This is a genomic window from Paenibacillus glycanilyticus NBRC 16618, from assembly GCF_004000805.1.
GTDB lineage: Bacteria > Bacillota > Bacilli > Paenibacillales > Paenibacillaceae > Pristimantibacillus > Pristimantibacillus glycanilyticus.
Genome location: NZ_BILY01000037.1, coordinates 50,552 through 76,738 on the forward strand (window position 1 = coordinate 50,552; position 26,187 = coordinate 76,738).

Annotated in this window: 18 protein-coding genes; 4 read left to right on the forward strand and 14 right to left on the reverse strand. The window is 53.2% G+C overall.

All coding sequences use genetic code 11. The features are described 5' to 3' along the window. Positions 1 to 22: 22 nt before the first annotated feature. The 4 genes from PGL01S_RS24125 to PGL01S_RS24140 all read right to left on the reverse strand — a co-directional run bounded on the left by PGL01S_RS24125 (position 23) and on the right by PGL01S_RS24140 (position 9,476). Positions 23 to 490 carry a nucleoside deaminase gene (locus PGL01S_RS24125; RefSeq protein WP_127497160.1) on the reverse strand — a complete coding sequence of 156 codons (468 nt, stop codon included), beginning with the start codon at positions 488 to 490 and terminating at the stop codon, positions 23 to 25. A 31-nt stretch (positions 491 to 521) separates the two neighbouring features. Beyond that, the gene (locus PGL01S_RS24130) at positions 522 to 1,184 is read right to left on the reverse strand and encodes an MgtC/SapB family protein (protein ID WP_174806597.1); all 663 of its coding nucleotides are present in this window, start codon (positions 1,182 to 1,184) and stop codon (positions 522 to 524) included. A 172-nt stretch (positions 1,185 to 1,356) separates the two neighbouring features. Further along, positions 1,357 to 7,977: an S-layer homology domain-containing protein gene (locus PGL01S_RS24135; protein ID WP_127497164.1), complete on the reverse strand. Its 6,621-nt coding sequence runs from the start codon at positions 7,975 to 7,977 to the stop codon at positions 1,357 to 1,359. Positions 7,978 to 8,108: 131 nt separating this feature from the next. Beyond that, positions 8,109 to 9,476 carry an MFS transporter gene (locus PGL01S_RS24140; protein ID WP_244935730.1) on the reverse strand — a complete coding sequence of 456 codons (1,368 nt, stop codon included), beginning with the start codon at positions 9,474 to 9,476 and terminating at the stop codon, positions 8,109 to 8,111. A 158-nt stretch (positions 9,477 to 9,634) separates the two neighbouring features. Between PGL01S_RS24140 and PGL01S_RS24145 the strand changes: the two genes are divergently transcribed. Continuing rightward, positions 9,635 to 10,486 carry a helix-turn-helix transcriptional regulator gene (locus tag PGL01S_RS24145; RefSeq protein ID WP_127497167.1) on the forward strand — a complete coding sequence of 284 codons (852 nt, stop codon included), beginning with the start codon at positions 9,635 to 9,637 and terminating at the stop codon, positions 10,484 to 10,486. Here PGL01S_RS24145 and PGL01S_RS24150 read toward each other — a convergent pair. Both PGL01S_RS24150 and PGL01S_RS24155 read right to left on the reverse strand, forming a co-directional pair. Continuing rightward, positions 10,470 to 11,240, reverse strand: a complete 771-nt coding sequence (locus tag PGL01S_RS24150; RefSeq protein ID WP_127497169.1) for an anti-sigma factor — start codon at positions 11,238 to 11,240, stop codon at positions 10,470 to 10,472. The two genes, PGL01S_RS24145 and PGL01S_RS24150, sit on opposite strands and share 17 nt — an antisense overlap. After that, positions 11,237 to 11,821, reverse strand: coding sequence for a sigma-70 family RNA polymerase sigma factor (locus PGL01S_RS24155; protein WP_127497171.1), 585 nt, complete (start codon positions 11,819 to 11,821; stop codon positions 11,237 to 11,239). The genes PGL01S_RS24150 and PGL01S_RS24155 overlap by 4 nt, the downstream gene beginning before the upstream one ends. A 181-nt stretch (positions 11,822 to 12,002) precedes the next feature. Here PGL01S_RS24155 and PGL01S_RS24160 point away from each other — a divergent pair, with 181 nt between their 5' ends. From PGL01S_RS24160 to PGL01S_RS24170, 3 genes are read left to right on the forward strand one after another with little or no spacing between them, the layout of a single operon-like run. Then, positions 12,003 to 13,169 carry a COG1470 family protein gene (locus PGL01S_RS24160; protein WP_127497173.1) on the forward strand — a complete coding sequence of 389 codons (1,167 nt, stop codon included), beginning with the start codon at positions 12,003 to 12,005 and terminating at the stop codon, positions 13,167 to 13,169. A 2-nt stretch (positions 13,170 to 13,171) separates the two neighbouring features. After that, positions 13,172 to 14,182 carry an ABC transporter ATP-binding protein gene (locus tag PGL01S_RS24165; protein WP_127497175.1) on the forward strand — a complete coding sequence of 337 codons (1,011 nt, stop codon included), beginning with the start codon at positions 13,172 to 13,174 and terminating at the stop codon, positions 14,180 to 14,182. Beyond that, positions 14,157 to 15,206 carry an ABC transporter permease gene (locus PGL01S_RS24170; protein WP_244935732.1) on the forward strand — a complete coding sequence of 350 codons (1,050 nt, stop codon included), beginning with the start codon at positions 14,157 to 14,159 and terminating at the stop codon, positions 15,204 to 15,206. Before PGL01S_RS24165 ends, PGL01S_RS24170 begins: the two co-directional genes overlap by 26 nt. A gap of 69 nt (positions 15,207 to 15,275) precedes the next feature. On the opposite strand, the gene PGL01S_RS24175 is transcribed toward PGL01S_RS24170, so the two are convergent. From PGL01S_RS24175 to PGL01S_RS24210, 8 genes are all read right to left on the reverse strand, one after another. Then, positions 15,276 to 15,737 (reverse strand): hypothetical protein, encoded by a 462-nt coding sequence (locus tag PGL01S_RS24175; RefSeq protein WP_127497179.1) that lies wholly within the window; start codon positions 15,735 to 15,737, stop codon positions 15,276 to 15,278. A 225-nt stretch (positions 15,738 to 15,962) separates the two neighbouring features. Further along, positions 15,963 to 17,591 (reverse strand): response regulator, encoded by a 1,629-nt coding sequence (locus PGL01S_RS24180; protein WP_127497181.1) that lies wholly within the window; start codon positions 17,589 to 17,591, stop codon positions 15,963 to 15,965. 15 nt (positions 17,592 to 17,606) lie between these two features. Then, entirely contained in the window at positions 17,607 to 19,397 is a 1,791-nt protein-coding gene (locus PGL01S_RS24185) for a cache domain-containing sensor histidine kinase (protein ID WP_244935734.1), read from the reverse strand. Positions 19,398 to 19,409: 12 nt separating this feature from the next. After that, the gene (locus tag PGL01S_RS24190; RefSeq protein ID WP_127497183.1) at positions 19,410 to 20,717 is read right to left on the reverse strand and encodes an ABC transporter substrate-binding protein; all 1,308 of its coding nucleotides are present in this window, start codon (positions 20,715 to 20,717) and stop codon (positions 19,410 to 19,412) included. Between the two features lie 84 nt (positions 20,718 to 20,801). Then, the gene (locus PGL01S_RS24195; protein WP_127497185.1) at positions 20,802 to 22,541 is read right to left on the reverse strand and encodes a family 43 glycosylhydrolase; all 1,740 of its coding nucleotides are present in this window, start codon (positions 22,539 to 22,541) and stop codon (positions 20,802 to 20,804) included. After that, a complete protein-coding gene (locus tag PGL01S_RS24200) occupies positions 22,538 to 23,362 on the reverse strand; it encodes a carbohydrate ABC transporter permease (RefSeq protein ID WP_127497188.1) in 825 nt (274 codons plus the stop codon). Before PGL01S_RS24200 ends, PGL01S_RS24195 begins: the two co-directional genes overlap by 4 nt. A gap of 4 nt (positions 23,363 to 23,366) precedes the next feature. After that, positions 23,367 to 24,260 carry a carbohydrate ABC transporter permease gene (locus PGL01S_RS24205; RefSeq protein WP_127497190.1) on the reverse strand — a complete coding sequence of 298 codons (894 nt, stop codon included), beginning with the start codon at positions 24,258 to 24,260 and terminating at the stop codon, positions 23,367 to 23,369. Positions 24,261 to 24,339: 79 nt separating this feature from the next. After that, positions 24,340 to 25,668 (reverse strand): ABC transporter substrate-binding protein, encoded by a 1,329-nt coding sequence (locus PGL01S_RS24210; protein WP_127497192.1) that lies wholly within the window; start codon positions 25,666 to 25,668, stop codon positions 24,340 to 24,342. Positions 25,669 to 26,187 lie beyond the last annotated feature (519 nt).

The following is a 26,187-nucleotide window of genomic DNA, read 5'->3' on the forward strand; positions in this document are numbered from 1 at the left end:
TTTTTTTATAAGTGAATATGGGTTACCCTTTGGCATGCTGCGAGAAATAGTCGGCTAATACGCTCAAGCTTTCCTCTCTTAATACGCCCCCAAGGACCTCGGGTTTATGATGCGAATGTTCAAAGACGATCTCCGAGCATTGACTTCCCTTCTCATTCAAAAGGCCGCATAAATCCATATCGCTAGCCGCGTATACCAGACGCCCGAGCTGCGTCCATACCATAGCCCCGCTGCACATAAAACAAGGCTCGCAGCTGGAATACATGGTGTATTCCCGCAAATCGGTTATTTGCGTTTCTGCGCAAAAACTCCGCAGCAAGCCTGCTTCCGCATGGAACGTTGGATCCGTTGCCGAATAAATCTGGTTCTCGTTGGAATATACGATTTCTCCGTCTTTGACTAATACCGCTCCAAAAGGTTCATTGCCATTCTCTACGGCTAGCTTGGAAAGCTTGATCGCTTCTCTCATAAAAATCTCGTCTTGGGTCATATTTATTTCTCCTTCTCCTTTATGTAAAAAACTATTGAATCTCAACAACGGTTACATAAGATACTTCTTGAATTAGTGGAAGCATTTTTTCGATTTCGAAGTTTGTCGGCAGCTTTACGGTAATGTCCAGTGCAAGCTCAGAAGAGTCTTCAAGCTTTTCCGTATGGTAATGTAAAATCGAGATATTTCTCTCTTTGAGAAACTCTAAAATATAGTTCAGAGCATCCGGCTCGTTGCGTAAACGGAGCGATAATTGCTCCGTCCTTGGCGCTGCCAGCCAATTAATCTTGCTATGCAGCAGCTTTTGCGCGGCAAGAATAAGAAGCGTTGTGCCGATTCCCACAATGTAAAGGTTTGCGCCAATCGCCATGCCTATGCCCGCAGTTAACCATATACCTGCAGCCGTAGTCAACCCTTTAATCGTTTGACGTTGCATAAAGATCATTCCCGCTCCCAGAAAGCCCACGCCGCTGACCACTTGAGCCGCAATACGCGACGGATCCAGCGCAATATCGCCTTTTCCAATCATGTCTTGAAAACCGTATTTAGAGATTAACATCATCAGCGCCGCTCCGGCTGCTACTACGAAATGCGTTCGGATGCCTGCCTCCTTCATCCTGCTCTTTCGTTCATATCCGATAAGTGCCCCACACGCGCCCGCCAAAACAATTCGCAATAAAAATCCGTATTCCATGATGTTTCCTCCTTTTCTAGCAGCATTACTGTTATTGAAACGATTTCACCCACCTTTAAGAAAAGTTCCTTGCAGGCCGCTATTTCCCTTCTTCTGGCAACACCTTTAGTACCTGCAACTATAACAAAAAGCGACCGTGCGTGTCAGCACAGTCGCTTTTTTGCTCATTGAATTATCCGTTCAACAATCCTGCCGCTACCAGCAAACGCTTCAGAAGCGTTGCCGCTTCGGCGCGGGTTACGCTGCCTGCCGGTGCAAAGGAACCGTCCGGCATGCCTTTTAATAAACCTGCACCAGTCGCTTTGCCTACGGCATCGGAAGCCCAATTGGAGATTTTACCTGCATCCTTGTAATTCAAGTCTGCTGCAACAAGCTTGCTGCTTGTCGCCAGCTCCATGGCCTTGACGGCCATCATGGCCATTTCTTCGCGGGATACCTTATTATTCGGACGGAAGGTTCCGTCCGAATAGCCATTAATGATGCCTGCACCCGATGCGAGCTTCACCGTCTCCTCATACCAGCTGCCAGCCGGAACATCCTTGAAGGCACGTGCCTCGCCAATCTGGCGAATGCCTAACGCGCGAACCAGCATTGCGGCGAACTCGGCGCGGGTTACCGCGCGTTCCGGTTCAAACCTGCCTGCGGATACGCCATTCAGAATGCCTTTGCCGGCTAGTAGAGCAATGTCCGCTTTAGCCCAGTGACCGTCCGTATCCGTAAAGGTACGTTCAAGCTTTGCTGCGGTATAAACACTGTTGCCCATGCTTTTAATGGTCACAACGGTCTTGCCGTCCTTCACCGTGATAAGGGCAGGTACCGAACTAAACATACCCGTTGCCGGATCGTAGACCAATACGGTTAATTGGCCTGCTTCTTGCACGCCTTCTACCGTAATGGCTCTTTCCACGTAAACGCCGCCAAAGCTAGCAATAACAACCGTTTGCGCGCCGGTTTGAACCGTGATGCTGAAGTCGAGCGCAGAGCCAACCGTCGTTACGCCTTGATCTGCCGCATCCTTATTCAGCTGGGCTGTCAGATCTGCCGCAGGCGATTGGATCGAGAACGTCCATATCGCGTTAGCCGTATCTGTAATCCCGTTAGCCTTTAGGATCTGGGCTAGCTGCTTCAGCGGGAACGTGAAGCTTCCCTGCTGGTTCTTCACAACCAAGACCGTATCCGGCTTGGAGCCAGCCAGCTCCAGCAATGTTTTTACCGTAAAAGCCGCTTTGCCAGCTGCCGCTGAAGCACTAATATCGAACGTTACGATGGAATGTCCGTCGTTTACTCTGTTTTTCAAGGCAAGGTCATTGTCTTCCGGCTTCGACACTGCCGTAATGACATCCGTTCCGTTACTGTCTGCATGGCCAGTGTTACCCGGATTTGTACCTGTGCCGCTGTCTTCCACGCCTGTCACTTGAAGCGTAAATACTCGCTTGGCGCCGTTATAAGTGACGGAGATTTGGGCATACCCTGGACGTCCCGCCACTAATTGCCCGTTTTCCAGGTAAGCAATGTTGCTATTATCCGTTGTTATAACCGCTTCTCCCGTCACGTCTTCCCCGCTGCGGTTATAGACGTGAACCGCTTCCGAGGCTCTTTTCTCCATCTCGAATGGTCCGATGCGGTCATTTCCTACCGTGAACCGGAAAGGTTTCATTAAGCTTGCGAAGCCCTCGTTCTGCTCCTCAAACGCAAAGCCCGGATTCGAATCGTTCAAAACGGAGATTCGTTCGCCGCGAACGATGATGTTATCCGCGTTAACGGAGCCTTTTACGTTAGGAGTAACCTCTACCCCGTTTGTACCTGTACCATCGATAACCGTATTTTCGATGGAGACGCCGCTCACGTTAAAATCGCCATGAACAAGGAGTCCGGCATACGTGCTGTCGAGCGCCGTGTTATTCCGGATATATACGGTACCTTTCAGATCCTTCTCGCTTGCAAATACCCAGATCGCGCCAAGATTCACGCCGTAGCCGGTATCGAAGCTGCCCGTGCGAATCAGCGTATTGCGCTCAACCACCGTTGTACCGCTGAACGGCACAGGATTGAATCGTGTCGATACGGCCACGCCCGCACCGTTAGTAATGGTGTCTTTCGCGATATTGTCGGTCAGCTTGTTGTCTTTGCCGCCGAAAATAACCATATTATCCGCCAGCCAAGGAAGAGATACGGTGTTAAAGCGAGCCGTATTATTTACGCTGGCTACGCCTTCCGCCGACCACATCGCAATGCCGTCGTCACCCGGATAACGGATGTCGCTTTGCTCCAGCATGCTATTGCTCGTTCCAACACAGAAGTTAATGCCGTCCGCCATCAGATTGCGCATTCGGAGACCAACCATATGCAAGCTGTCCGTGTAGCCGGTGCCTCCTTTCAGACGCGTCAGCCAGAGACCCGTCTTGGCATGCTCAATCCATACGTTCTGGATAACGGAGCCTGGGCCGAATTCGCCTTCGAAGCCATGCGTGCTTGCTTCGTCATCACGCACATTCAAGTCGCCGTCAACGAGCAGATCATACACCTCGGTATGTCCGCCATCGCCGATAAATCTAGCTCCTAGAAGCGTGGTATACCACATGCCCGCACCGCGGATCGTCACGTCGCTGACATGCAGCAGGCTGCTGCGAAGCTCAAAGGTACCCGCCGGGAACCAGACGCCTTTGCCTGCGGCTTTGGCTGCTGCCATAGCGTCGTTAAAGGCTGCCGTATCATCCGCGCCGTCATCAGCGGTGGCGCCGTAATCCGCAACGGACAGGAAGCCGTCCGGCATCGTCAAAGGATCCGCAACCTGCTCCATGTCGGCCAAATCGATTACGTAGTAATCCGCCGTGCTGTCCGCGTCTTTTTCCAACCGGATCGTTGCTCCCGCAGGCACGTCGCCGATCAGCGCATGAATCTCGTCGAAGAAGCGATGAGCGCTGCCCTGCTTCGGATCATTGGACCACGGATAGCTGCCGTATTCCCAAGCATATTTCGAAGTCAGGTTCAGCTTTTGCTTAAATTCGCCGTTTACGTAAAGACCTAGCGTTTCCTGCAGGCCGCTTCCGTCTGCGCTGTCCGGAATCGCATAACGCAAGACAATCGAGTTGGCCGGCTGGGCTAGAGTAAACTCTACATAATCGCCGTTCTCGTTAAGCGAAACCGCCTGTCTGCCCGATGCTTCGGAGGCTATGTCGCGGTATACTCGGGATGGTCCAATCAGCGCGGCATTGGTAGCCGCATGCTCAGCTTCGTAAGTGACGTAAGGAACGGTCGCTCCGCGATAAGCCAGATTCACCGCTTGATTAATGGAAAGCGAATCAATGGAATAGCCGCCGCTGCCTGATGCTCCCTGTACCGTAACCGTATTTACGCCTGCGCGAAGATCAAGCGACAACTCGGCGTTCTTCCAGCTCGAACCCGCAGGGAGGTTTACGTCAGCAGACGGAATACCGTTAACCGTTACTTTCAGGGTACCGGATTGACTTCCCAGGTAACGGATGGAAGCCTCGTAAGCACCTGCTTCTTCCGCGTTAACAACAAAGCGGATCAGGTCGTCTTTATTTCTCAAGCCCGCTAGATAACCCGTGCCCGTATAGCCTTCCGATAAAGCTGCCGCGGAGATGCTTTGACTGTGGAAGGCGTTCTCCGCTTCGTAAACAACCTTGTCATGCACCGGAGTAAAGCTCCACACGGCAGGAGAAGCCGCTTCGCCGTACTGCAGCCCGCTGCCTTCTACAAGCAAGGCTCCGTTCTTATCTGCCGCATTAATCAGGCCAAAATGCCCCAGGCGTTCTTCCAAAACCCACTGCTCGGCATCCGTTACGGCCGCACTGTCCTTGAGAGAAAGGTCCAGCGACAGCAGCTTGCCCGTTGCACGGTTCTTAATCAATTTGCGGCCGTTGTAGTCCTGCAGCAGCCATTCCGCGCTTGTATTACCAGCACCGGAGCTTGCCGTTACAACCGCCGTGCCGTTTGATTCCGCGAGATTTTTGCCGCCGGCCGTTATGGTGATGTAACGGGTATCGTTAAAAATCGGAGTGCCGGTTACTTCGTTCCGTTCATCGCCCATGACCGGCGTTGTATAGTCAACGGGCGCGTTGTCAAAGCTCCATTGCAGCGTCCCGTAGGATGCCGGGAACAAGCCGCGTTCCGCGTAGCCCGCACTATTTTGCACATTGATGTATTCATCTTCAAAGCTGCCGTATAAGCTGCGGATCAAATAGGTCGTGCCTTGCGGCTCGATGGACCAATCCGCTTTTGCCGCAGCTGCTTCCAATGCTCCGCTCGTGATGTACCGGTAATTATCGTCTACCGAGACGTAATGACCGGTTACGCGATTGCGGATGCGGTACGATCCGTTATCTTCTTCAAGCAGCCAATGCGAATAGCCGTTATCTGCCTCCACATTGCCGTACAATACGACACCGCCGTGATTCTCGTAAAGGAATTGGCCGGTTGCCGCATTTTTGATCCGGACGGGAACGGCTGGCAAAGGCGCTTCCGGCACTTCAACCGCTTCCGCCGCGAACTGCCCTTCATCATTGCCGGCAACAAGCTTGCTTACTTTCGCATATCCCGCATCGTCTCCGCTCGCCTCATAGACGAAGTGGCCGGCCCAAGCGCTTTTTATATTCACGTAGCCTTCATTAACGCTCTCCTGCAGATACCACTTGGCGCTGCCCCATTGCGGGTAGATGCTTTCCGCTACCAGCTTAAAGTCCGGCGCGTCCTGCTCGACCGAACCGCCGACGCCCTCCATCGAAACGTAATGGCCGGTTGCGAGGTTTTTGAGCCTTACCGATCCAACCCCGTCGCCCGCATCTTCCGGGAACCAGATCGACGAGGTATCGGATTCAGGAACGTCGGCAAATTTCAATTTGCCTAGATCCGCCCCTGCTTCCGTCACTTCGTACAGATAACCGCCGGTCAACTTGCTCTTGATCCGAAGATTGCTTGGCGCGGCTTCCGGCACATTGATAAAGCGCCAGCGCGGGCTGCCCCAGTTCGGATTAATAATGCCGTACTCGGCATATTTAGTCAGGTTCTGCAAGTTGATGTATTTTTGTGAGCCCTCTGCGTCGTTTGCGTCCAGAACGCTATGAATAAGCCTGGAGCCTCCGCCTTTATCCTCGATGACCCAAACGGCGCTTCTCCAGTCATCCTCCACGTCGGATACTTTGATATGACCGTCCGTTACATTTTGCAGATTGATATAATGGTTGGTTGCACGGTTCTTGATCCGCTTACGGCCCTGGAACCTCTCAATGACCCATTGATCGCGCTGATCGTCCTCGCGGATATTGCCGTATTTCAAATTGCCCTGGGAATCCTCGTACAAATACATGGATTGCCATTCATTCATCATTCGCACAAACTGCGGAGACCCGTCCGTTGCCGTCGATGGATCGGCTAGCAGCCATTGCGCCGGATTCGTATCCGGATCCACCGTGCCTGCCTGGGCAGATCCCGTTGCATCCGCATTATGCAGATAGACATTAGCCCCGCTTGCGCTTTGAATCGTCTTATAATCGTCGTAGATTTTGGAGGAGGCAAGCGTCCACTCATAAGAAGCCTCGATAGCTTCCGGCTTATCCGCTGTCAGAGGATCCGTCGGCTGAGCCGACCCGCCTCGGATATAATGGCCGGTTGCCACGTTGCGGATAAGCGTCTTGCCGTCAAAGTCCTCCATGATCCATTGATAGAGGTAACTGCCGGCATTCGAGCTGTCCAATGCTCCGTATTGCACAACGCCGTTGTTCTCGTACAAATAAGAAGCTCCCGCAGGATCGTCGGAATAGCTTGCTATCCGGACGGGCTGAACATCCGCCGCCATATCGATCCGCCATTGCGCGCTTCCCCATGCCGGCTGAGCCCAGTCATTGGCACGGACATTGGTATCATCCGGGAACTGGGTATTCAGCACGTAATTTAACGGAGTTTCTCCTTGTGCCGCAAATACGTTAGTAAAAGTAACGAAGCCAGCGCTTGATGCTGCCGCCATCGTCCATTCGCTTTTCGTGCCGTCTTGCGCGATTGCTTTAAGCTGCATCCAGCCTTCATCGCCTTGCGTAATGTAATGCCCGGTCGCGCGGTTCCTCAAGCGGATGACCGAGCTTCCGTCCTCTTTAGCCTCAACCGTTTCCATATACCAATGGGTTACGGGATCGGTAATACCGCCGGCAGCGCCAAATTTGACAAAGCCGTCTTTATCCTCGTACAAATATTGCCCGGCCTTGAACTGGTTAACGATTCGTACCGGAACGCCTGCCGGATCAACCGGCTCCAGCGCCCATTGCGGGCTTTCGAACGTGATATTGATATCGCCGCTCACTTCCGCGAATCCTAGCTGGTCCTCCTGGTGAATAACCAGGTTCGCGGACGGGTCGCCGGCATTCTTAATAATGACATAACCGGCCCGGCTGGAATCCGCAAGGATCCATTGATCAGCAGTTGTGCTCGTTGCAATGCTCCGGCTGTAGAGAGGATCACGCCGCTGATTCGTATCCTCCATCGTGATGTAATGGCCGGTCGCGCGATTCTTGATCCGCTTCACCCCGCCGCTGTCTTCAATCAGCCAATGGGAGCTCTCGTTGTCCATCGCCGTAAAGCCATAACGGACAACGCCGTCCGAGCCCTCATACAAATAATTGCTTTTCCATTTGTTCTTGATCCGCACATAGCTGTCTGACCCGCTGCCAACCGCGGCAACCGCTTCGTTGCTGCCATTGTCCGCCGCATATACCGGAAACGCCGTCAATAGCAGCAGCAGCGCCATTAATGCGGACAGCATCGCCTTGCTTCGTGCCATTCGTACTCCCCCTTAAGTCTCGTCAAGGATTAGTTGCATCTCCCATCTTAGAATGTAAGGGTTTACAGGACGAGGTGTATTATTGGGAATATTAGGTGTTATATTATGATGCTTGCCAGCCGATAGGCAGCTTATCTCCTCTTGCCGAACACGGCAAGGGTCAGAACGGAACCCCCGAGTAGCAATATCGCAATCAGGATAAAAGAAACCTGCATGCCGGATTGAAACGACTCGCTGCTGTTTAGCACCGCTCCAACCAAGGCAACGCCAAGAACCGATCCCAGTTGGCGGCTTGCGTTAATCGCCCCGGAAACCGCGCCGGTCTGTCCCCTCGCTACGGAGGCCATCACCGCCGCCATCAGCGAAGGAATGACAAGAGAAACTCCACAGCCTATTAACAGCAAGCCAATAAAAGTCCATGCATAGCTTGTGCCGGAATGGGTCCATGCCGGAATCAGCGTTCCTGCTGCTCCAAGGCCGAATCCTGCCGCCATAGGCTTCCGGGCTCCAATCCGGCTGACGATCCGCCCGGTCAGAATCGGATTAAAGGCCAGCGGCAGCATCATCGGGAGGAGGGACAGGCCGGCCGCATGAGCCGATAATCCTTTGCTCTGCTGGAAGTATAAAGGCCATGCAAACAGCACCCCGGACAATCCTACGTTAATGACCATTCCGGCTATCAGCCCCGTGGAAACGGTACTGTTCTTGAACAAGCTTAAAGGAAATAGCGGAGCCTGCCCTTTGGCTTCAATAACGACAAACAGGATGATACACAAGGCCGCCAAACCAACCGTTCCCAAAATGACGGGAGAGTCCCAGCCGTAGTCCTGTCCCTCCATTAAACTGAAGGATAACGCGGCTATGGCCGCCAAAGCGGTTATCTGTCCGCCTGCGTCAAAGCTTTTTTGCGCGGATCGAGGAGTCTCTTCTGCCTGCATGCAAGTCAGAAGCAGACTTATTGCGGCAATCGGTACATTGAGCAGAAAAATGCTCCGCCAGCCAAAAGAATCCACGAGTATTCCTCCAACCACAGGCCCTGCCGCCATCGCCGCTCCCGTAACGGCCGTCCATATTCCTAGAGCCTTGGCCCGTTCTCCAGGCACGGGGTAGCTATGGGACAATAAGGTTAACGAGGCCGGCAGCAGAGCCGCTCCTCCGATCCCAAGAACAGCCCGCAAAGCGATAAGCGCACTTGTAGTCGATACGATTGCCGATGCAGCCGAAGCGGCAAAGAACAGGATGAGACCGCCGATATAAACCCGTTTCGCCCCCAATCGGTCTGCGAATACTCCCATGGACAGCAAACACCCTGCAAATACGATCGTATAAGCATTCACGACCCATTGAAGATCAATGAGCCCTCCCCGGAGATCCTCGTGGATGGCCGGAAGAGCAACGCTTACGACGGTCATATCCAGCAGCACCATAAAATAGCCAAGCGATAGTCCGAGCAGCAGAAGCCGGCTTCTGCCTGATACTTGTTGCAAAGCTTTCTCCATTATCTTTTCCCCTACCTTACTCTTCATGTCGAATTCCCATAGAGTGTATAATGAATTCGATAAGAGATTAAGAGGAGAGCTTATCCTAGGAGTTTTTCTCCTACGATAGGATTTGAATAAGCAGTTCATAACGGGAAAAAGGAAGAAGGTTCTGAAGCATGGATGACTCGGTAAGATTAAATGAGCTTGCGCAGTTTCTGAAGACGCGGAGAGCCCGCCTGTCTCCGGAGCAAGCCGGATTGCCGGCCAGCGGGCGAAGGCGGACACCCGGGCTAAGACGCGGGGAAGTAGCTATGCTGTCAGGCGTAAGCGTGGACTGGTATACATGGCTGGAGCAAGCCCGGCCGATACAGGTGTCCGCTCAAGTACTGGATTGCATCAGCCGCGCGCTCCAGCTGGATGCCGACGAACGGAAGCATTTGTTCCTGCTGGCGATTCAGCAGGTTCCGGCTGACCCGTCCTTGGACGAGAACGGGATCGGCGGCAATTTGCAAAGCTTCCTGGATAAGCAAGGCACAAGTCCGGCCTTTATAACCGATCAACGACTGATTATCCGAGCATGGAATAAAGCCGCAAATCTCCTATACGGCCCCTTCGAATCCATGTCGGAACGGGAACGCAACACCATATGGCGTTCTTTCCATTTGCCCGGCGTCCGGGAGCTCCTGAAGGAGAATTGGGAGAAGCATGCGCGGCACAGGCTTGCCCAATTCCGTGCCGGTTACGCCAAATTCCCGGGCGACGCCTGGTGGCTGGAGATGATTGACGAGCTGCAGCGAACAAGCGACGAATTCCGGGAATGGTGGCCGCAGCATGATGTGCTGAACGGACCGGAAGGGAGAAAAATCAATTATCATCCGAAAGCCGGAACTCTCGAGTTTAACCAGATTTCCTTTATCGTATCGGACTCCCCCCACTTTACCGTCACCGTTAACCTCCCGGCTGATGAACAGACCGTCTCCAAGATGGAGCAGCTATTACTCGATTCCGATGCTAATGCCCCATCTTAAACAAGAATGCATCCGGCGAGGTTGGCTCCACGCTGCCGCCGGATGGTTCGATCGTAAGCGCAAGCTGGCTTGCGTTTACCAATGCCCCGGCTTTCACATAAAGATGCGCATGCTTCTTCTCCGACTGCTCGAGCAAACCCAGATTGACGCGGCTGCCGCCTTCCAGCGCCCATGCCTGGATGTCGTAATCGCGGCTCGACAACATGCCGTCCAGCAGCACCAGCATTTCGCCGGAGTCGCTGTTAAACCAGATATACCCTTCCCCAAGTTCGTTGTTAAACGGATGGACTTTATAGCCGGCCGTCTCGGGCGCGTTTATAAAGTCCAATGCTTCCGGCTCGTGCGCGGCGACGTAATCATTGCGTTGATCAACCGGCTGCCGGATGCTTCCGTAGAGCGAGGCAGCACAGACGACTACGATGATACCGGAGACTAGCGCAGCCGTCCATTTGCTGCGGGACGTCCAGCCGGTCCGAAGCCGTTTCATTATACCGCGCCGACGAACATGCGATCTCAAGCTCCTGCGGATCCGGTCCGGCGGAAGCGTGTCTTCCGCGGCTTCGGAGACTCCTTCATGTGCGGCGGCAGGCGCAAGAATAGACTGCCATTCCGATGCTTTTTCTCTGCAGGCAAAGCATTTATTTAAATGATCAGCCATCTCGGCGTAAAGCACGCCAGGCAGCTTCCCGAGCAGCCAGTCAATCCATTGTTCTTCGCTAAATCCGACTCTGCATTCTTCCGGCCTTCCGCTCATCTCCGTCCCTCCTCTACTCCGGTATTCCGGTCGCTTTCCCTTCGCTCCAGATGCTTCCGCATATTGTTTAATCCGTATCTCACCCAGGACTTCACGGTGCCAAGCGGAACGTTCCAGGCATCTGACAACTCCTTCTGCGTATGCGGGCTGTAATAGCTGTATGCGACAGCATCCCTTTGATTGCGAGGCAGCTTCTTAAGCGCTTCGCTTAATTCCTCCAGCTCCAAATGCCGCAGGGCAATCTCCTCCGGGCTTCTGCTGCTAGCGGCGTCTTGCCCAAGCTGCTTTCCCTTCTCGGCGATCCGTTTGGCTCTGCGCAGACGGTCCAGACAGCGGCTCCTGGTCATCACCGCCAGCCACGCCTCTATCGATCCGCGCCCGGGATTATAATCCTTCCCCCGCCTCAGTACTTCAAGAAACACATCGTGGCAAACATCCTCAGCCTCCATCCGTTCTCCCAGCATACGCAGCGCAACTTGCATGACAAGCGGTGCATATCGGGCATAAAACCGGTCAAAGGCTTCAACCTCGCCTTCGCACATACCGCGAAGAACCTCGCTCATATCCTCCAAGCGGCTCATCGCCATTCCTCCCCCGCTAACAGGATCAACCTCATCTACCTAACGTTGTACCAGAATTTTCGCCGGAGGGAAAATAAATTTTTTTTCAGGTTCGTAAATCCAATCCCCTTTGCCAATCGTACCGATTACGTACGCTTCAAGGCGATGAAGTCAAAATTTCCAAGCTACAGGAGGGGATCGCATGCTTCAAGCATGCCGCAAAAAAAGCGCTAAATATTTGCTTGCGCTAGGAATGACATTAGGGGCCGTCTCATTGGGAGCAGGCGCAATGCCGGTCTCGGCAGCAGCGGCGGTAGAGCTGTATACGCCGTATCTTCAATTGTCCGCACCGCCGGGGGATTCGATTGCTTATTCGGTGGATATTATCAACCACGGCTCGTCTACTCAGACGGTGGATCTTGGTTTCGACGAGAAGGGCAACAAGTGGGATTACGAGCTCACGGCGGGAGGGCGTACCGTCAGCAGGATCGCGGTTAAGCCCGGTGAATCCCAGACGGTAAACCTGCAGCTCGAGGTTCCGCTCGAAATTAACAAAGGCGTATACCAGTTTCAAATGAATGCGGACGGAAGCGTGCTTCCCCTTGCGGTTCAGGTCTCCGAGCAAGGTACCTTCCGGACCGAGCTAACGACGGATCAACCCAATATGCAGGGGCATTCGGATTCTACGTTTACCTTCAGCGCAACGCTTCGCAACCGCACGGCCGAAAAACAAACCTACGCGCTTGCCGCCCAAGCCGCTGCCGGCTGGGATGTGACGTTCAGCGACGGAAGCAACAGCGTAACCTCGGTCGAGGTTGACGCCAACGGCCAGAAGACGATTACGATTAGCGCAAAACCGCCTCAATCGGTTCAGGCCGGTACTTATGACATCCCTATATCGGCTTCCAACAACTCTACAAACGGTAGCACAACGGTAGAAGCCGTGGTAACCGGCACTTACGACCTGGCATTAAGCACTCCTAACGATCTATTAAGCACAAAGGTGACCGCCGGCTCCACGCGCAAGCTTGACCTTGTCGTCACGAACAAAGGATCGGCGGAGCTTAAGCAAGTGGCCATGACCGCGGAAAGCCCAACCGACTGGGAGGTCACCTTCGAGCCTTCGACCATTGCTTCCATCAAGCCGGGAGAAACCGCCCATGTTCAAGCCACCATAAAAGCGGATAAAAAAGCACTCGCAGGCGACTACGTGGTGAACGTGAATGCTGCTGCCCCGGAAAAATCCGCCGACGCGCAATTCCGCGTCGCGGTGAAATCCTCGGTCCTCTGGGGCTGGATCGGCATTGTCATTATTCTGGCTGTTATCGCGGCGATCTACGGCTTATTCCGTAAATTCGGGAGGCGGTAACGATGGAGTCATTCGCCCAGGCACCGATTATCGAAATGTCCCGGCTGACGAAAAAATACGGCGAGCAAACTGCCGTGAGCCAGCTGGATCTGACGATTCACAGAGGGGAAGTATACGGGCTTCTCGGCCCCAATGGCGCGGGCAAAACAACAACCATTCTGATGATGCTGGGGCTGACGGAGCCAAGCTCCGGCAAGGTCAGGGTATGCGGGCTTGATCCGGCAAGGCAGCCGCTTGAGGTAAAACGAAGAGTCGGCTACATGCCGGATGATGTAGGCTTTTATGAAGACCGCACGGCGCTTGATAATTTGCTTCTAACGGCAAGACTAAACGGCATTCCTATCCAGGATGCCAGGATTCAGGCACTGGAGCTGCTTGAGCGGGTTGGCCTTCAGCATACGCTGACCAAGAGGGTTGGCGCATTCTCGAGAGGGATGCGGCAAAGGCTTGGCATTGCCGACGTGCTGATCAAGAAGCCGGAAATTATTATTCTCGACGAGCCAACGCTTGGCATTGACCCGGAAGGGGTACGCGAGCTGCTGGAGCTGATTGAACAATTAAGCCGGAACGAAGGACTCACCGTCCTGCTGTCCTCCCATCACCTTCATCAAGTTCAGCAAATATGCGACCGGGTAGGCTTGTTCGTTCAAGGCAAGCTGATTGCTTCGGGCAACATCGAATCCCTGGCAAAACAGCTGGACGATGACGGCAGCGTCACGGTCGAGCTGTCCGCAGCCCCGTGGTCCAAAGAACTGGATGAACGCCTCTCCGGGCTGGATGGTCTTCTTACCTATAAAGGTCCTGATGTTTCGGATCATGCTTATAGCAGCGTTCTGTCATTGGACGCCGTAATCACGGGCACGCGCGATCTGACCTCGGAGGCGGCCCGAACCGTGCTGGACTGCGGGGCATCCTTGTTCGGCATTCGCCGCAAGCAATACGGTCTCGATGATATTTATCACCGTTATTTCGAAGGAGGGGGACAGCTTGAACGCAGCAACGGCATTCAATAACGGCTTTTGGAAAAAGCTTTCCGGCCGATTAATAAACAGCCGCCCGGATCAAACGCCTGAAAGCGGAAGCCGCAACTACTCTCCCTTCTGGGTGCTGGTCCAGAAGGAATTTGGCGATCATCTGCGGAGCTGGCGCTTTACCATTCTGATCGGCATTATTACGCTGGCTTGCATTGGCTCCATCTATGCCGCAGTGACCGCTATTCAAGCGGGCGTCAAATCGCAGCAGACCGATACCTCCTTTTTGTTCCTGCAAATGTTCACCGCTTCGGACGGCTCGCTGCCGACTTTCGTCACCTTTGTCTCGTTTCTGGGGCCGTTGATTGGTATCGCTCTTGGCTTTGATGCCGTCAATACGGAGCGCAGCAAAGGAACGCTAAGCAGGCTGCTCTCGCAGCCTTTATACCGGGATGATTTTATTCTGGCGAAATTCACGGCATCGCTGCTGTTGATCTCTGTGGTTCTGTTCTCTCTTGGGCTGCTTGTCATGGGACTTGGCCTGTTTGTTATCGGTTACCCGCCAACACCGGAGGAAGTGCTTCGCGTCCTTTGCTTCCTCGTCGTAGCCGTTGTGTATGTCGGGTTCTGGCTGAGCCTTTCGATTATCTTCTCGATCCGTTTCAGACAGACGGCTACATCCGCGTTATCGGGTATTGCGCTTTGGATCTTCTTCTCGGTGTTCTACAGCATGATTATCGGACTGATTGACAAAGCGACTGCGCCTGCCGATTCGGCCGGTATCGGTGAGCAGATTAGCCATTTTAACTGGATGCTTCTGCTTAACCGGATCTCGCCTTCGTATTTGTTCTCGGAGGCCACCAGCACGCTGCTAATGCCTGGCGTAAGGTCGCTTGGCCCGCTGACAACCGAGCAGGTTGTCGGGGCGATAGCAAGTCCTCTGCCCCTAACGCAAAGCATTCTGCTGTCCTGGCCGCAGCTTATTTGTATGATTGCCGAGACGGCAATCTGCTTTGCTATCTCTTATGTGCTGTTTATGCGCCAGGAAATCCGTTCGCGGGCATAACGAGACCGCATAAACATAAAAAAGCTTTCCTACGCTCTATTAATAGAAGCGTTGGGAAAGCTTTTTTCCTTATTCGCTGGGATACTGCTCCAAAATCTCGCCCGTCTGTGAACGCGCAAGGATAACGGTATCCGGCCCCTCTTCTTGCTCCGATAAATAGAACCAGAACCTTTCGCCAGCCCCGTACTCGATGATTCGGCAAGGTTGTTCTTTACCGCTCGATCTGCTCTTCATCCACATGCTTGCAATCTCGGGATCATAGATCTTTCCGGAATACATGCCTGCGTAATTCGGAACATCGCCTTTTAAACCGTAAAAGGACCATCCAAACTTATGCTCCTTGGGCTCCGCTGAAGTAGAACCGCCAGTAAAATGCCAGCCGAATATAGTCTTCTTCAATCGCGCGATTCCGAAATACTGCGGATTGGTACCCCATTCATAAAATGCGATGGCGTTCTTCTTCCCCAGCTTTTCAATATGAGCAATCCTTGCCATCGGCGGCTGGTCCAGGGAAAGCGCGGCTTTTTCCATCCCTTGTTCACCGCTTTTGCGAACAATTAGTAAGGTGCACGTTAATAAAGCTATGATGAAGCAAAACAGCAATATTTTTGATTTTATACCCAAGACGACGCAGCCTCCCTCCAAATAATCCCACTTTACAGACGCAAAGGAAATCGATTTGTTGCGGAAAGCTGCCTTCCTGCGAACAACAAAACAGCCTGCAGAACATAAACGGTTCCGCAGGCTGTTTATTCTCTAAACCTTCACCGATCTGGCTTGTTCCCTGTAGTCAATGGGGGCAAAGCCCGTAACGTTTTTGAATACCCGGTTAAAATGGCGGATATTCCCGAAGCCCGTACTCTCGGCAATCATCGTTACCTTTTCGTTGGAGGAGACCAGGCGCCTTTTCGCTTCGGAAACTCTAAGCTCCGTCCAGTACTCGACTAACGAGCTCCCGGTCCGCTGCTTGAACAACGTCGACAGGTAGGCCGGGTTCAGATAAACCTTCTCCGCGACTTGCGTCAGCGATAAAGGCTCGTGATAATGCTGGTTCACGTACCGTATGACCTTTTCGATGGGATCTTGGTCGAAGTTTTTCTGCCCGTTCGAGATACATGCGGCCAGCTTCTCCAGGTAAGCGCAGCAGCACTCGATCAGCTCCGTGCGGGAAGTGAGGGAACAAATCTCCAGCAGCACCGCCTGAATCGTGCGATCGCCCAGCCAGCTTTGCGTTAGCTCCAGCTTCTCCGCTTCCTCATACCCGTGAATCAGGAGCTTGCAAATCTGCTGGTGAATCACTTCCGGACTTCTCGCCTGCGAGCAGAGGGCCGTTACGAACGAAGCCGCGTATTGTCTTGTCCGCTCCGGCTTGCCTTCCTGAATCGACGACTCGAGAAGCTCAAGCGGAAGCTCAAGCAGCGAGCTCCAAGCCATCTCCTCTTCGCCTTCCTTCATCCTCGAATAGCTGATCACGCGGTCGCCGCCCACGATTAAACGGTGCAGCTGGGCAATCTTCGCCTCCTGGAACGATTGCGGAATTTCCTTGATTCCTCCCACGGTTCTGCCCAGTCCAATCGTTACGGTTAATCTCGACAGGGAGATCATGCGCTTGCGAATGGTTTCCGACAACGCAAGCAGCGGCTCTCCTGTCCCTGGCTGACCGGGCAGATTAACAAGCGCGACAACCTCAGTCTCGGATAGAATAAACGAGAAACCTTTGGCACGCTGGTCCAAAAGCTCTTGGACGATCTGTTGAATATACAGCTGGAACAAGCTTGGGTCCGCTTTCTCGTACCGCTCCTTGTCGAGCAGATCTTTATCCAGCTTGATAATCATGCAGGCAAAACACGGCTCCTGGAAAGTAACGCCGATTCTCGCCAGCAAGGCCAGATCCGTCTCGTTCACGTAGCCCTTCAGCAGCCCTGCCACCAGATGCTCGCTCACATGCTGGCGGATGATCCGCGCATCGGCCGGCTCCGACGTATACAGCTCGGTTACCTGCTGCCGGGACCTGGCAAGCTCCGTCTCCAGCTTCCCCAGCGTCCTGAACAGCTCCTCCCGCTCCACGGGCTTCATCAGATAATCCCTGACTCCATGGCGGAGCGATTGCTGCAAATACGTAAATTCGTCAAAGCCGCTAAGAACGATAACAAGCAGCTTCGGAAACCGCTCCTTCGCGATTTGAATCAGCTGCAGCCCGTCCATCCGGGGCATCCGGATATCCGTTAATAACACGTCGGGCTTGAGGCTCTCCACCATTTCCAGAGCTTCGTACCCGTCCTTCGCTTCGCCCGCAACCTCCCAGCTGCCGGAAGAGGACTCAATGATTTTACGAAGTCCCCTGCGGAATATCGCCTCATCGTCGACAATCAGAATGTTTGGCATGTGCCAGTCTCCTCCCTATCCCGTCATGGAAAAAGCGATTGGCATCGTTAAGATGACCTTTAACCCTTGGAACGGCATGCTCTCCAGCTGCAGGCCGTATTGCTCGCCGTAATGAAGACGAATTCTGCGGTGAACGTTCATGAGGCCATTGCCGGAGGTGCCTCCCAGGTCATGGATTTTATCCAATCGCTTGCGCATCGCGCTTAGCTGCTCGCTGGTCATGCCTATGCCGTCGTCTTCAATGACGATCGTCAGCAACCCCTGATCCTGATAGCAGGACAATTGAATCCTTCCTTCGCCAATCCCTTTATCGAGCCCGTGATTAATGGCATTTTCTACGATTGGCTGAATCATAAGCGGAATAACCGGACAGCCGTGCAACGATTCATCCACCTCAAGGCGAAAATCTATCCGGTCGTCGTAACGCATCTTCTGAATCGTCATATACCCTTTTACATGATCCAGCTCATCGCGCAGCGTTACGGTTTCCTTGCGCCCGCTTAACGAATACCGAAGCAGGCGGCTTAAATTATTCGTCATCGTAACCACTTCCCTATTGCCCTCCACCTCGGCGTACATGGAGATCGAACCAAGCGTGTTGTATAGAAAATGCGGATTAATCTTGCTCTGGAGCGCGGCGATCTCGGCATCCTTTTCCCTGATTTCCGTCTCGTACAGCCGGTATCCGAGCTCGCTTAGATGAGACACCATCATGTTAAAGGCATTGCCCAGCTGGCCAACCTCGTCCCATTGCCGGACGGGGAATGATACCTTCAGATCGCCTCTCTCCACCTTGCGCATAAGCGACCGAAGCATCCGGAGCGGACTCGTAATTCTGAACGCGATAAAAACTGACAGCAACACGGCAAGTCCGATACAAATGCCGCCGATCAATATAATCGAGTTGCGGACCACGAAACTGTCCTTCATCAGTACCGATACCGGTACGACGCCAACGGTGGTCCAGCCCGTTACCTCCGAGCTGACATGGGCGACAAGCAGGCTTTTTCCGTCCACCTTATGATGGGAGACGCCCTCGTCCGACAAGCCTTCGATAACCGGATAAATCGCCGTTTTCTCCTTGCGCAGCACCAGATCTCCGGCACTGTCCGTCATATACAGCGATTCCTTACTCCCCAGACTGACCTGAGACAGCAGCTTGCGCACTTCCGCGGGATCGATGTCAATCACGATATAACCAAGCGTATCTCCGCTGTCGAAGCTCCTCAGCTCGCGGGCAATCGAGAACACCTGATAAGCCGTCCCGCTTGTCGACTTAACTTCATGGGTCGTTATAAAAGTCGGCTGGCCGAAGCGGCCCTTAGCCTTCTCCAGCCATTCGGTGTTGCCGCCAAGCTGATACGTCGTCATGTATTGGCTTTCCGGCAGCACGACATAAGAGGCGCCATGCTCGCCGAACAAGGAAATGCCCATAATATCGACGCGTCCGTTCAGAAATACTTTGGAGACAAAGTTGTTCAAATCGTCGATTTCCTGCAGGGACAAGGCTTCGCCGGGCTTCCTGGACGTTGCGAGAAAATCCAGAATCTCCTGATACTGATACGGCATCAGCGACAGCCGGTTCAGCTCATTCATATACGTATCGATATTCAGCGTCACCTGCTTCAGCATCTGAAGCTGATACTTGCCGACCTGCTCCTCCATCTTGGAGGCAAAGATCGAGAAGGATAACGCACCGATCACTCCCAGCGGTACTACGATAAGAAGCACGTAAACGAGAATAAGCTTGCGGGCAAGCGCCAGATTTTTGAACCATTGCTGTATGCGCCCATAGATTATCATCATCGCTCACCCCGCTTACTTCGACAGCTCAAGATTGATTTGCTTTTCGGTTGCCTGGAGTGCCTGCTCCGGTGTCTGCTGACCGTAGATCATCCGTTCGAACTGCCGGATAATGACTTCGATAAAGCTATGCTGCTTCGTATGCTTCGGCCAGAAGGCGACGGAATTGGCGGCGGCCGCATAATCGCTGCGGTAATCCAGCGATAGGAACGCATCCGAATCCATCACCGCGCTGGCGCTTGGAACATGACCCGCTTCCGCCCATTTGGCGCCATGCTCGGCCAGCCATTTCATGAACAGCATCGCCGCATCCCGCTTTTCCTGCGACATATCATGCTGCGACGGAATCGCCAGCGTATGGGAATCCGCCCAGGCTGCGGGCTTATCATAGATCGTTGGCAGCGGCACAACGCCAAAGTTCAGGGCATCGTTTTTCTCAAGCGCGCCGGTTGCCCATACGCCCGTAATGAGAACTGCCGCTTTTCCCTCATTAAATAGCTTGAAGGAATCCGGTATATTAGGGGGTATAAGCTTGCTCTTATACAGTTCCTCTACATAGTTCAGCGCCTTCAGGGCAGCCGGGTTGTTAAGCACGGCCTTTGTGCCTTGCGCGTTATAGAACTTCCCGCCGCCTTGAATCTGGTTATACAGACTCCACCACAACCATACGGCGTCGATCCGGGTGCTTGGCTGGGCAAGCGGAGCGACATCGTTTGGGATGGACTGCTTGATTTGCTGTAAGAAATGGTTAAAGCCGGCTTCCCCGCCTTGAAGCACCGGCTTGCCCTGCGCGTCAAGAACACCGGCTTGCTCCAGAAATGTCTTGTTGTAATACATGACAAGCATATGGGTATCCAGCGGTACGGCATAAGGCTTGCCTTGGAAAGAGACCGCCTTCATCCCGGCTTTGTTATATACGTTCCAATCCAGACCCGCTTCTTGCGCCGGGCCGGATAAATCTTCAATGTAACCGTTCTGCACGAATTGAGGCAGGGAGCTTGCGTGAATAATCGCCACGTCCGGCGCGTTGCCGGATAATATGGCCGTCCGCAGCCGCGAATAATAGTCGTCCAGCCTGGAATTCATCTGGACGACTTGAATGTCTTCGTGCTCTTTATTAAACTGATCGACCATCTCGGTCATAAACAAATTATCTCCCCCGCTAAAGGGAGTCCAATAATTAAGTTGGATAGCGGATGCTTTAGGCTCGGCGGATGCCGAGGCGTCGTTATGGTTTTGGCTGCAGCCAGTCAAGGTAAGGCTTGCCGCGATGATGATGCTTAAGCCTGCTGTAAGATAAGAACGAAAGGACAAGCCTCTCATGACCAGCGCCTCCTAAAAAGAATGGTGTGATGCATGTTATGTTAGTAGAATTGCTGATCAATTCTTGCTTCGTACGCGTAATCGCTATTGCGCGGAACTTCTCAAGATGTCCATATAATCGATATGCACTTCTGCTGTCGCATTCTCAAGTATAATGGCGTTCTTGCCCGCCTTCAATTGCAAGATGACCGATTGAATATGGTAATTGTTGCGTTTTCCGTTTGGAAAAACAACCCTTTTCGCTTTGCTGCCGCTGTCTTCGCGAATTTGAAGCTCCGCGTTATCGCCGGAGGTGTTAGCGCCAGCTAGCCTAATCTCATAAGCTCCGCTTACCGGCACTTGAATGTTGGCAAAAAGCAAACCCTCTCCTTCACCCGGCGTAATCACGGCTTTGCCTCCCGCTGACGAGAACAAATTCTCCTCCGCTTCGCCTTGCGCTCCCGCAGCTGCATACTCCGCTTCATATCTCGGGAGCTCAATGGCCTCAATCCTGCCTTGCCCTCCGGCAATCGCGATACGAACCTCATTCATGCCTGCCGCAAGCGAAATGTCGGCATAAGCGTAACCCGTCCCATCCGTTTCGGGAAGCACAACATCAACGGTTTGTTCACCATTGACGCTAACGCTTGCTTGAAGCTTTTCGCCCGTATCATTCCGATAATGAATAAGAAGAGGTGCCGTAGTATGAATAGTAGAAGGAATCAGGTCAAAGCTTACGTCCGCAGAGGCAGCCGCCGCCTTGAAGACCCCCATGCCCGCAGGAACCTCAATGGCTGTATCCAAACTTAATGGTTTGCCGATCTGCAAATTTCCCGCTTCATCCCATGCCAGCTTCTGCGCGCGAGCCTTCCGGTTGCCCCAGCCGTCCGTCGGAGCGGTTGTCGCGTGATAAACGATCCATTGCTCCGTACCGTCGGGTGAAGTTACGAAGGAATTATGTCCCGGACCGTAAACGCCGGCGTCCTCGTCCATCTTCAGGATCGGCTCCTGCGCTTTTGTCCAGTTCGAAGCCACCAGCGGATCCGCGCCCTCCTTCAGCGACAGCATGCCAAGCGCGTAAAACGGTGTCCAGCTGCCAGCCCCCGAATACACGATGTGAACCTGGCCGTTATGATGGAGAATCGAATGTCCTTCATTAATATAAGGAGGGCCTCCGGCTTTCTCCCATTCCAGGTCGGGCTCGGATAAAAGGACGCGGGGGCCGCTGATGGTCAGCGGATCGTTCATCGGGGCGATGTACGTATTTTGCTGCAGGTTAATATCGCCTTCCCAGCCGGACCATACAAAATAAAGCTTGTCGTTCAGCTCCATCGCAAGTCCGTCGATCGCCCATTTGTCGGTATCATCCTTCACCTGGCCTTTAAACGTATAGCTCCCCATCGGGTCATCGGTGTCCGCTTCCAGGACAAACATCCGGTGGTTCTCGTTCTGACCGTCGTCAGCGGCGAAATAGATGTACCATTTCCCCTGAATGAACTGGATTTCCGGTGCCCACAGCTCAGCCGAATAATTGGTTCCGATGTCCGGGTACCAGACCACCTTCCGCTCAGCCTGCTTGAAATCGATGGTGCGGGATTTCATGACCATGACATCCGCGCCGTTATGCGTAAACGTCATGTAATAGTAGCCATCCTTGTATACAACGGCGGGGTCGGGCGTATCGATCTCCGCCAGCGTATTTTTAAACGTGCCGCCATGGCCTTTGTAATCGGCTGCCATCCGGCTTGCATCGTTTGCATTATCTTTCATTGCCCACACTCCTATACCGGCCGCCGCAACCAGCAGCACCGCTGCCGTGAGGACAGCCCATCGTTTTGAATTCATTTCACACCTGCTTGCGTGATCGCTTTAACAAAGGAACGTTGACCGACAATAAAGATGATGAATACCGGCAGCGTCGCAATAACCGTCATCGACATCAGCTTGCCGTATGCCTGCGTATAGCTGCCTTGCGCCATCATCGCAATGCCGGCCGTAATCGTGCGCATCTCCGGCGAGGTTGTGGAATAAAGCGGCCATACGAAATCATTGTAAATGCCCATAAACGTAAAGATCGCGAGCGTAACCATAATGGATACCGAAGCAGGAAGCAGAATGCGGGAATAAATCTGCCATTTGTTTGCGCCGTCGATCCGCGCGGCCTCTTCGATCTCTTTCGGAAACGCCGTGAAGAACTGGAACAACAGGAATACGCCAAATGCGCCGGACGAATAAGGAAGGATAAGCGCCGCATACGTATTGATCCAGCCAAGCGCGTTAAATTCCATATACATCGGCAGGAACGTCAGGACGCCCGGAATCATCATGGAGCCGATAAACATGGGGAACATGAGCTTTTTAAACGGCAAATCCTGCAGACGGGCAAGCGCGTATGCCGCCATTGACGAGAAGAGCAGCACAATCGCCGTACCCGCGGCGCCAACGAACAAGGAGTTCGAAATCCAGCGCGTAATCGGAACGTTCATCAGATTGCCTTTTAACCCGTCCAGGTAATTCTCGAACGTTGGTTTCTTCGGAATCAGACTCATCTGACCGGCAAGAGCCTCAAAATCGTTCTTGAAGGAAGTCGACAACATCCAGATGAGCGGAAGCAGGAAAATAACCGCTATGATGACTGCAACGAGAACAAGTAATGTTTTTTTCATGCTTCTACTCCTTCCTTCCGTAAGCGATTTTGTACTGGACAGCCGACACGATAATAATGATAAGCGCCATCAGGATCGCCATCGCCGAAGCCGAACCAACCTGCTTGCCCTTAAACGCTTCGTCCAGCACGTTCATAAGCAGAACCTTGGTGCTGTCGCCGGGTCCGCCCCGCGTGAGGAGGAACGGCTGCGCATACACGTTAAACGAAGCAATCGTCGAAGTAATAATGATAAACAGCATAACCGGACGGATCGACGGCAGGGTGATGCTGACGAACCTTTTCCAGGCATTCGCGCCGTCAATCGAAGCCGCCTCGTAATAATCCTCCGGCACTTCATTCAGCGCATTGGTGAAAATAATCATATTAAAGCCAATCGTCCACCACAGCGTGGTCAATACGAGCGACACCCACACCCACGGCAGATCCGTCAGCCATGCAACCGGATCGATATGAAGCTTGGCCAGCAACCCGTTCAGGAAGCCCGCGTTCGTATCGAACATCATCAGCCAGATCACGGCCATTACCGAACCCGATATCGCGTATGGCATGAAGTAAAACGTACGGAACAGCCCGCGGATCCGCTTCGGCAGCTGATTCAGCAGCAAAGCGAGCGCAAGGCCAAGAACAACCAGCAGCGGAACCGAATACAGAACGAATTGCACCGTATTCCATAGACCGGTCGTAAATTGCTCGAACAAATAAGAGCCGGGCGTAAAGATTTTAACGTAGTTATCGAAGCCTACGAATTTATGCGTATCCGACAGCAGCTCGAAATTATGGAACGAGATATAAATGCCGTATAAAATCGGGATCAGCAGAAAAGCGCAAAAGCTGAGCAGGTACGGCAGTACAAACAAGGTTGACGTTAAGCGGGATTGCAAAGAGCTCTTGACCATTACAGCTCCTCCATTCGGATTAAAGGTATAAACAGAGGGACGAAGAAGCTGGTTGTCAGCCTCTTCGTCCTGCCGTTGCTTATTTTTTCATCGCTTGTCTGGACTTCGCTACGGCATCGTCCATCGCTTTTTGAGCGTCCTTCTTGCCAAGCAGCGCGCTGCTCAGTTCGCCCCAGATCGGATCGGAGATCGTTCCCCAGTTCAGCACGTTTGGCGCGAATTGAACGTAATCGAACGATTTCGCCACGTTGCTTTGCATGTCGAGAGCTTTGAATTCCGCGCTTTCCAGCATTGGCTTGGAAGCCAGCGCTTGGCCGGAAGCCGCCCAATCCATCGAGTTGGTCGATACGTATTTCAGGAAGTCGCCGATGCCTTTCACGACATTTGCGTCTGTTACGCCTTTAGGCAGTACGAAGTTATGGGAGCCTGCGTACACCGCTTGTTTTGCCTTGCCGATTTGCGGAACCGGAGCTACGCCGTAGTTGATGCCCGCTTCGTCGAATTGGCCTTTCATCCAAGGACCGTTAAATTGAATCGCGTTTTTGCCTTGCAGGAACAGCGTATTTTCTCCGTCCTGTTGAACGTTGCCCGGCGATACGCCTTTGTCTACGAGGCCGCGCATCCATTGCACCATTTCAACCGCTTCAGGCGAGTTGTAGGCTACATCCGTACCGTTCCACAGGTCGCCGCCATTTTGCCATACCAGCGTCGGGAAAATAAATTGCTGCGGCCAGAGCGTTGGAACCACATAGCCGTATACGCCCTTCGCTTTGTCCGTCAGCTTCTCCACGTCGGCTTCGAATTCGGCACGGTTGGTTGGCGGAGCCGCAATCCCTGCTTTTTCGAACAAATCTTTGTTGTAGTACATCACGAGCGGATGGATGTCGAGCGGAATGCCGTACCATTTGCCGTCGATTGTCTCGTAGTTCACCGGAGCTTCCACATAGTCCGCTTTATTAATCGAAGCTGCCCCCGCCAGATCGTCCATCGGCTGAAGCTGGCCTTTGTTCACGTAAGTCGGAATTTGGTCAACGTGCATGATCGCCAGGTCCGGACGGTCTTTGCCCGCGCTCATCGCTACGTCAAGCAGCTTGTAGTATTCGCCGTTCGGCTGAATGACGAGCTTCACTTTGTACGTGTCTTGGGAAGAGTTGTATTTCTCTACAATCTTCTTCATGAACTCGCCGTCGGCACCGGAGAACGGTGTCCAGAACAGGATATCGGCTTTCTCCGCTTTCGCGTCACCGCTATTTCCCGCAGCCGCGTTTGTGCCGCTGTTTGCCTGGTTGCTTGTTCCCGCGTCTTTGCCTCCGTTGTTGCTATTGCTGCTGTTGCTTCCGCAGCCTGCTGCCGCTACAAGGCTAAGCGCGATAAGCGAAGTACCCAAAAGCTTCATCGATTTCTTCATGTTCGCTTCCCCCTAGAATGTGTGTCGTTCTTTCTGATACTCATTCTAGCTGGCCGGGGATCACGCGCCCATGTCGCTTTTTTAGAAGGAATGGACATATTTTTAGATCGTTGCGAAAAAAATGTCCCCTCGCCTGAACGCAAAACCCCGGACAGCTGGGAGAATTTTCTCGTTCTGTCCGGGGTTTGTCAGTAAGCGGCGGATTCGCCGGTCTTTACGATGTGCGGCATCGTTAAGCACGCGAGTGCCCCGCTTTTGCGGGACCTTTACGATGCGCCGCATCGTTAAGCTAACTCAAAAGTGCCTTTTTGGCCGGAAATCCGGCCATTTCGCGGACCTTAACGATGTGCAGCATCGTTAAGCACGCGAGCACCTCGCTTTTGCGGGACCTTAACGATGCGCCGCATCGTTAAGCTAGCTCAAAAGTGGCTTTTTGGCCGGAAATCCGGCCTTTTCGCGGACCTTAACGATGTGCGGCATCGTTAAGCACGCGAGCACCTCGCTTTTGCTGGACCTTTA

Coding starts and splice junctions, on each gene's coding strand:
- PGL01S_RS24150 (WP_127497169.1), bottom strand. CDS start 11,240: ATGAGCGGAAGGCCGGAAGAATGCAGAGTCGGATTTAGCGAAGAACAA.
- PGL01S_RS24205 (WP_127497190.1), bottom strand. CDS start 24,260: ATGGTCAAGAGCTCTTTGCAATCCCGCTTAACGTCAACCTTGTTTGTA.
- PGL01S_RS24185 (WP_244935734.1), bottom strand. CDS start 19,397: ATGATGATAATCTATGGGCGCATACAGCAATGGTTCAAAAATCTGGCG.
- PGL01S_RS24160 (WP_127497173.1), top strand. CDS start 12,003: ATGCTTCAAGCATGCCGCAAAAAAAGCGCTAAATATTTGCTTGCGCTA.
- PGL01S_RS24130 (WP_174806597.1), bottom strand. CDS start 1,184: ATGGAATACGGATTTTTATTGCGAATTGTTTTGGCGGGCGCGTGTGGG.
- PGL01S_RS24180 (WP_127497181.1), bottom strand. CDS start 17,591: ATGCCAAACATTCTGATTGTCGACGATGAGGCGATATTCCGCAGGGGA.
- PGL01S_RS24135 (WP_127497164.1), bottom strand. CDS start 7,977: ATGGCACGAAGCAAGGCGATGCTGTCCGCATTAATGGCGCTGCTGCTG.
- PGL01S_RS24125 (WP_127497160.1), bottom strand. CDS start 490: ATGACCCAAGACGAGATTTTTATGAGAGAAGCGATCAAGCTTTCCAAG.
- PGL01S_RS24210 (WP_127497192.1), bottom strand. CDS start 25,668: ATGAAGAAATCGATGAAGCTTTTGGGTACTTCGCTTATCGCGCTTAGC.
- PGL01S_RS24140 (WP_244935730.1), bottom strand. CDS start 9,476: ATGGAGAAAGCTTTGCAACAAGTATCAGGCAGAAGCCGGCTTCTGCTG.
- PGL01S_RS24175 (WP_127497179.1), bottom strand. CDS start 15,737: ATGGAAAAAGCCGCGCTTTCCCTGGACCAGCCGCCGATGGCAAGGATT.
- PGL01S_RS24190 (WP_127497183.1), bottom strand. CDS start 20,717: ATGAGAGGCTTGTCCTTTCGTTCTTATCTTACAGCAGGCTTAAGCATC.
- PGL01S_RS24195 (WP_127497185.1), bottom strand. CDS start 22,541: ATGAATTCAAAACGATGGGCTGTCCTCACGGCAGCGGTGCTGCTGGTT.
- PGL01S_RS24165 (WP_127497175.1), top strand. CDS start 13,172: ATGGAGTCATTCGCCCAGGCACCGATTATCGAAATGTCCCGGCTGACG.
- PGL01S_RS24155 (WP_127497171.1), bottom strand. CDS start 11,821: ATGAGCCGCTTGGAGGATATGAGCGAGGTTCTTCGCGGTATGTGCGAA.
- PGL01S_RS24145 (WP_127497167.1), top strand. CDS start 9,635: ATGGATGACTCGGTAAGATTAAATGAGCTTGCGCAGTTTCTGAAGACG.
- PGL01S_RS24200 (WP_127497188.1), bottom strand. CDS start 23,362: ATGAAAAAAACATTACTTGTTCTCGTTGCAGTCATCATAGCGGTTATT.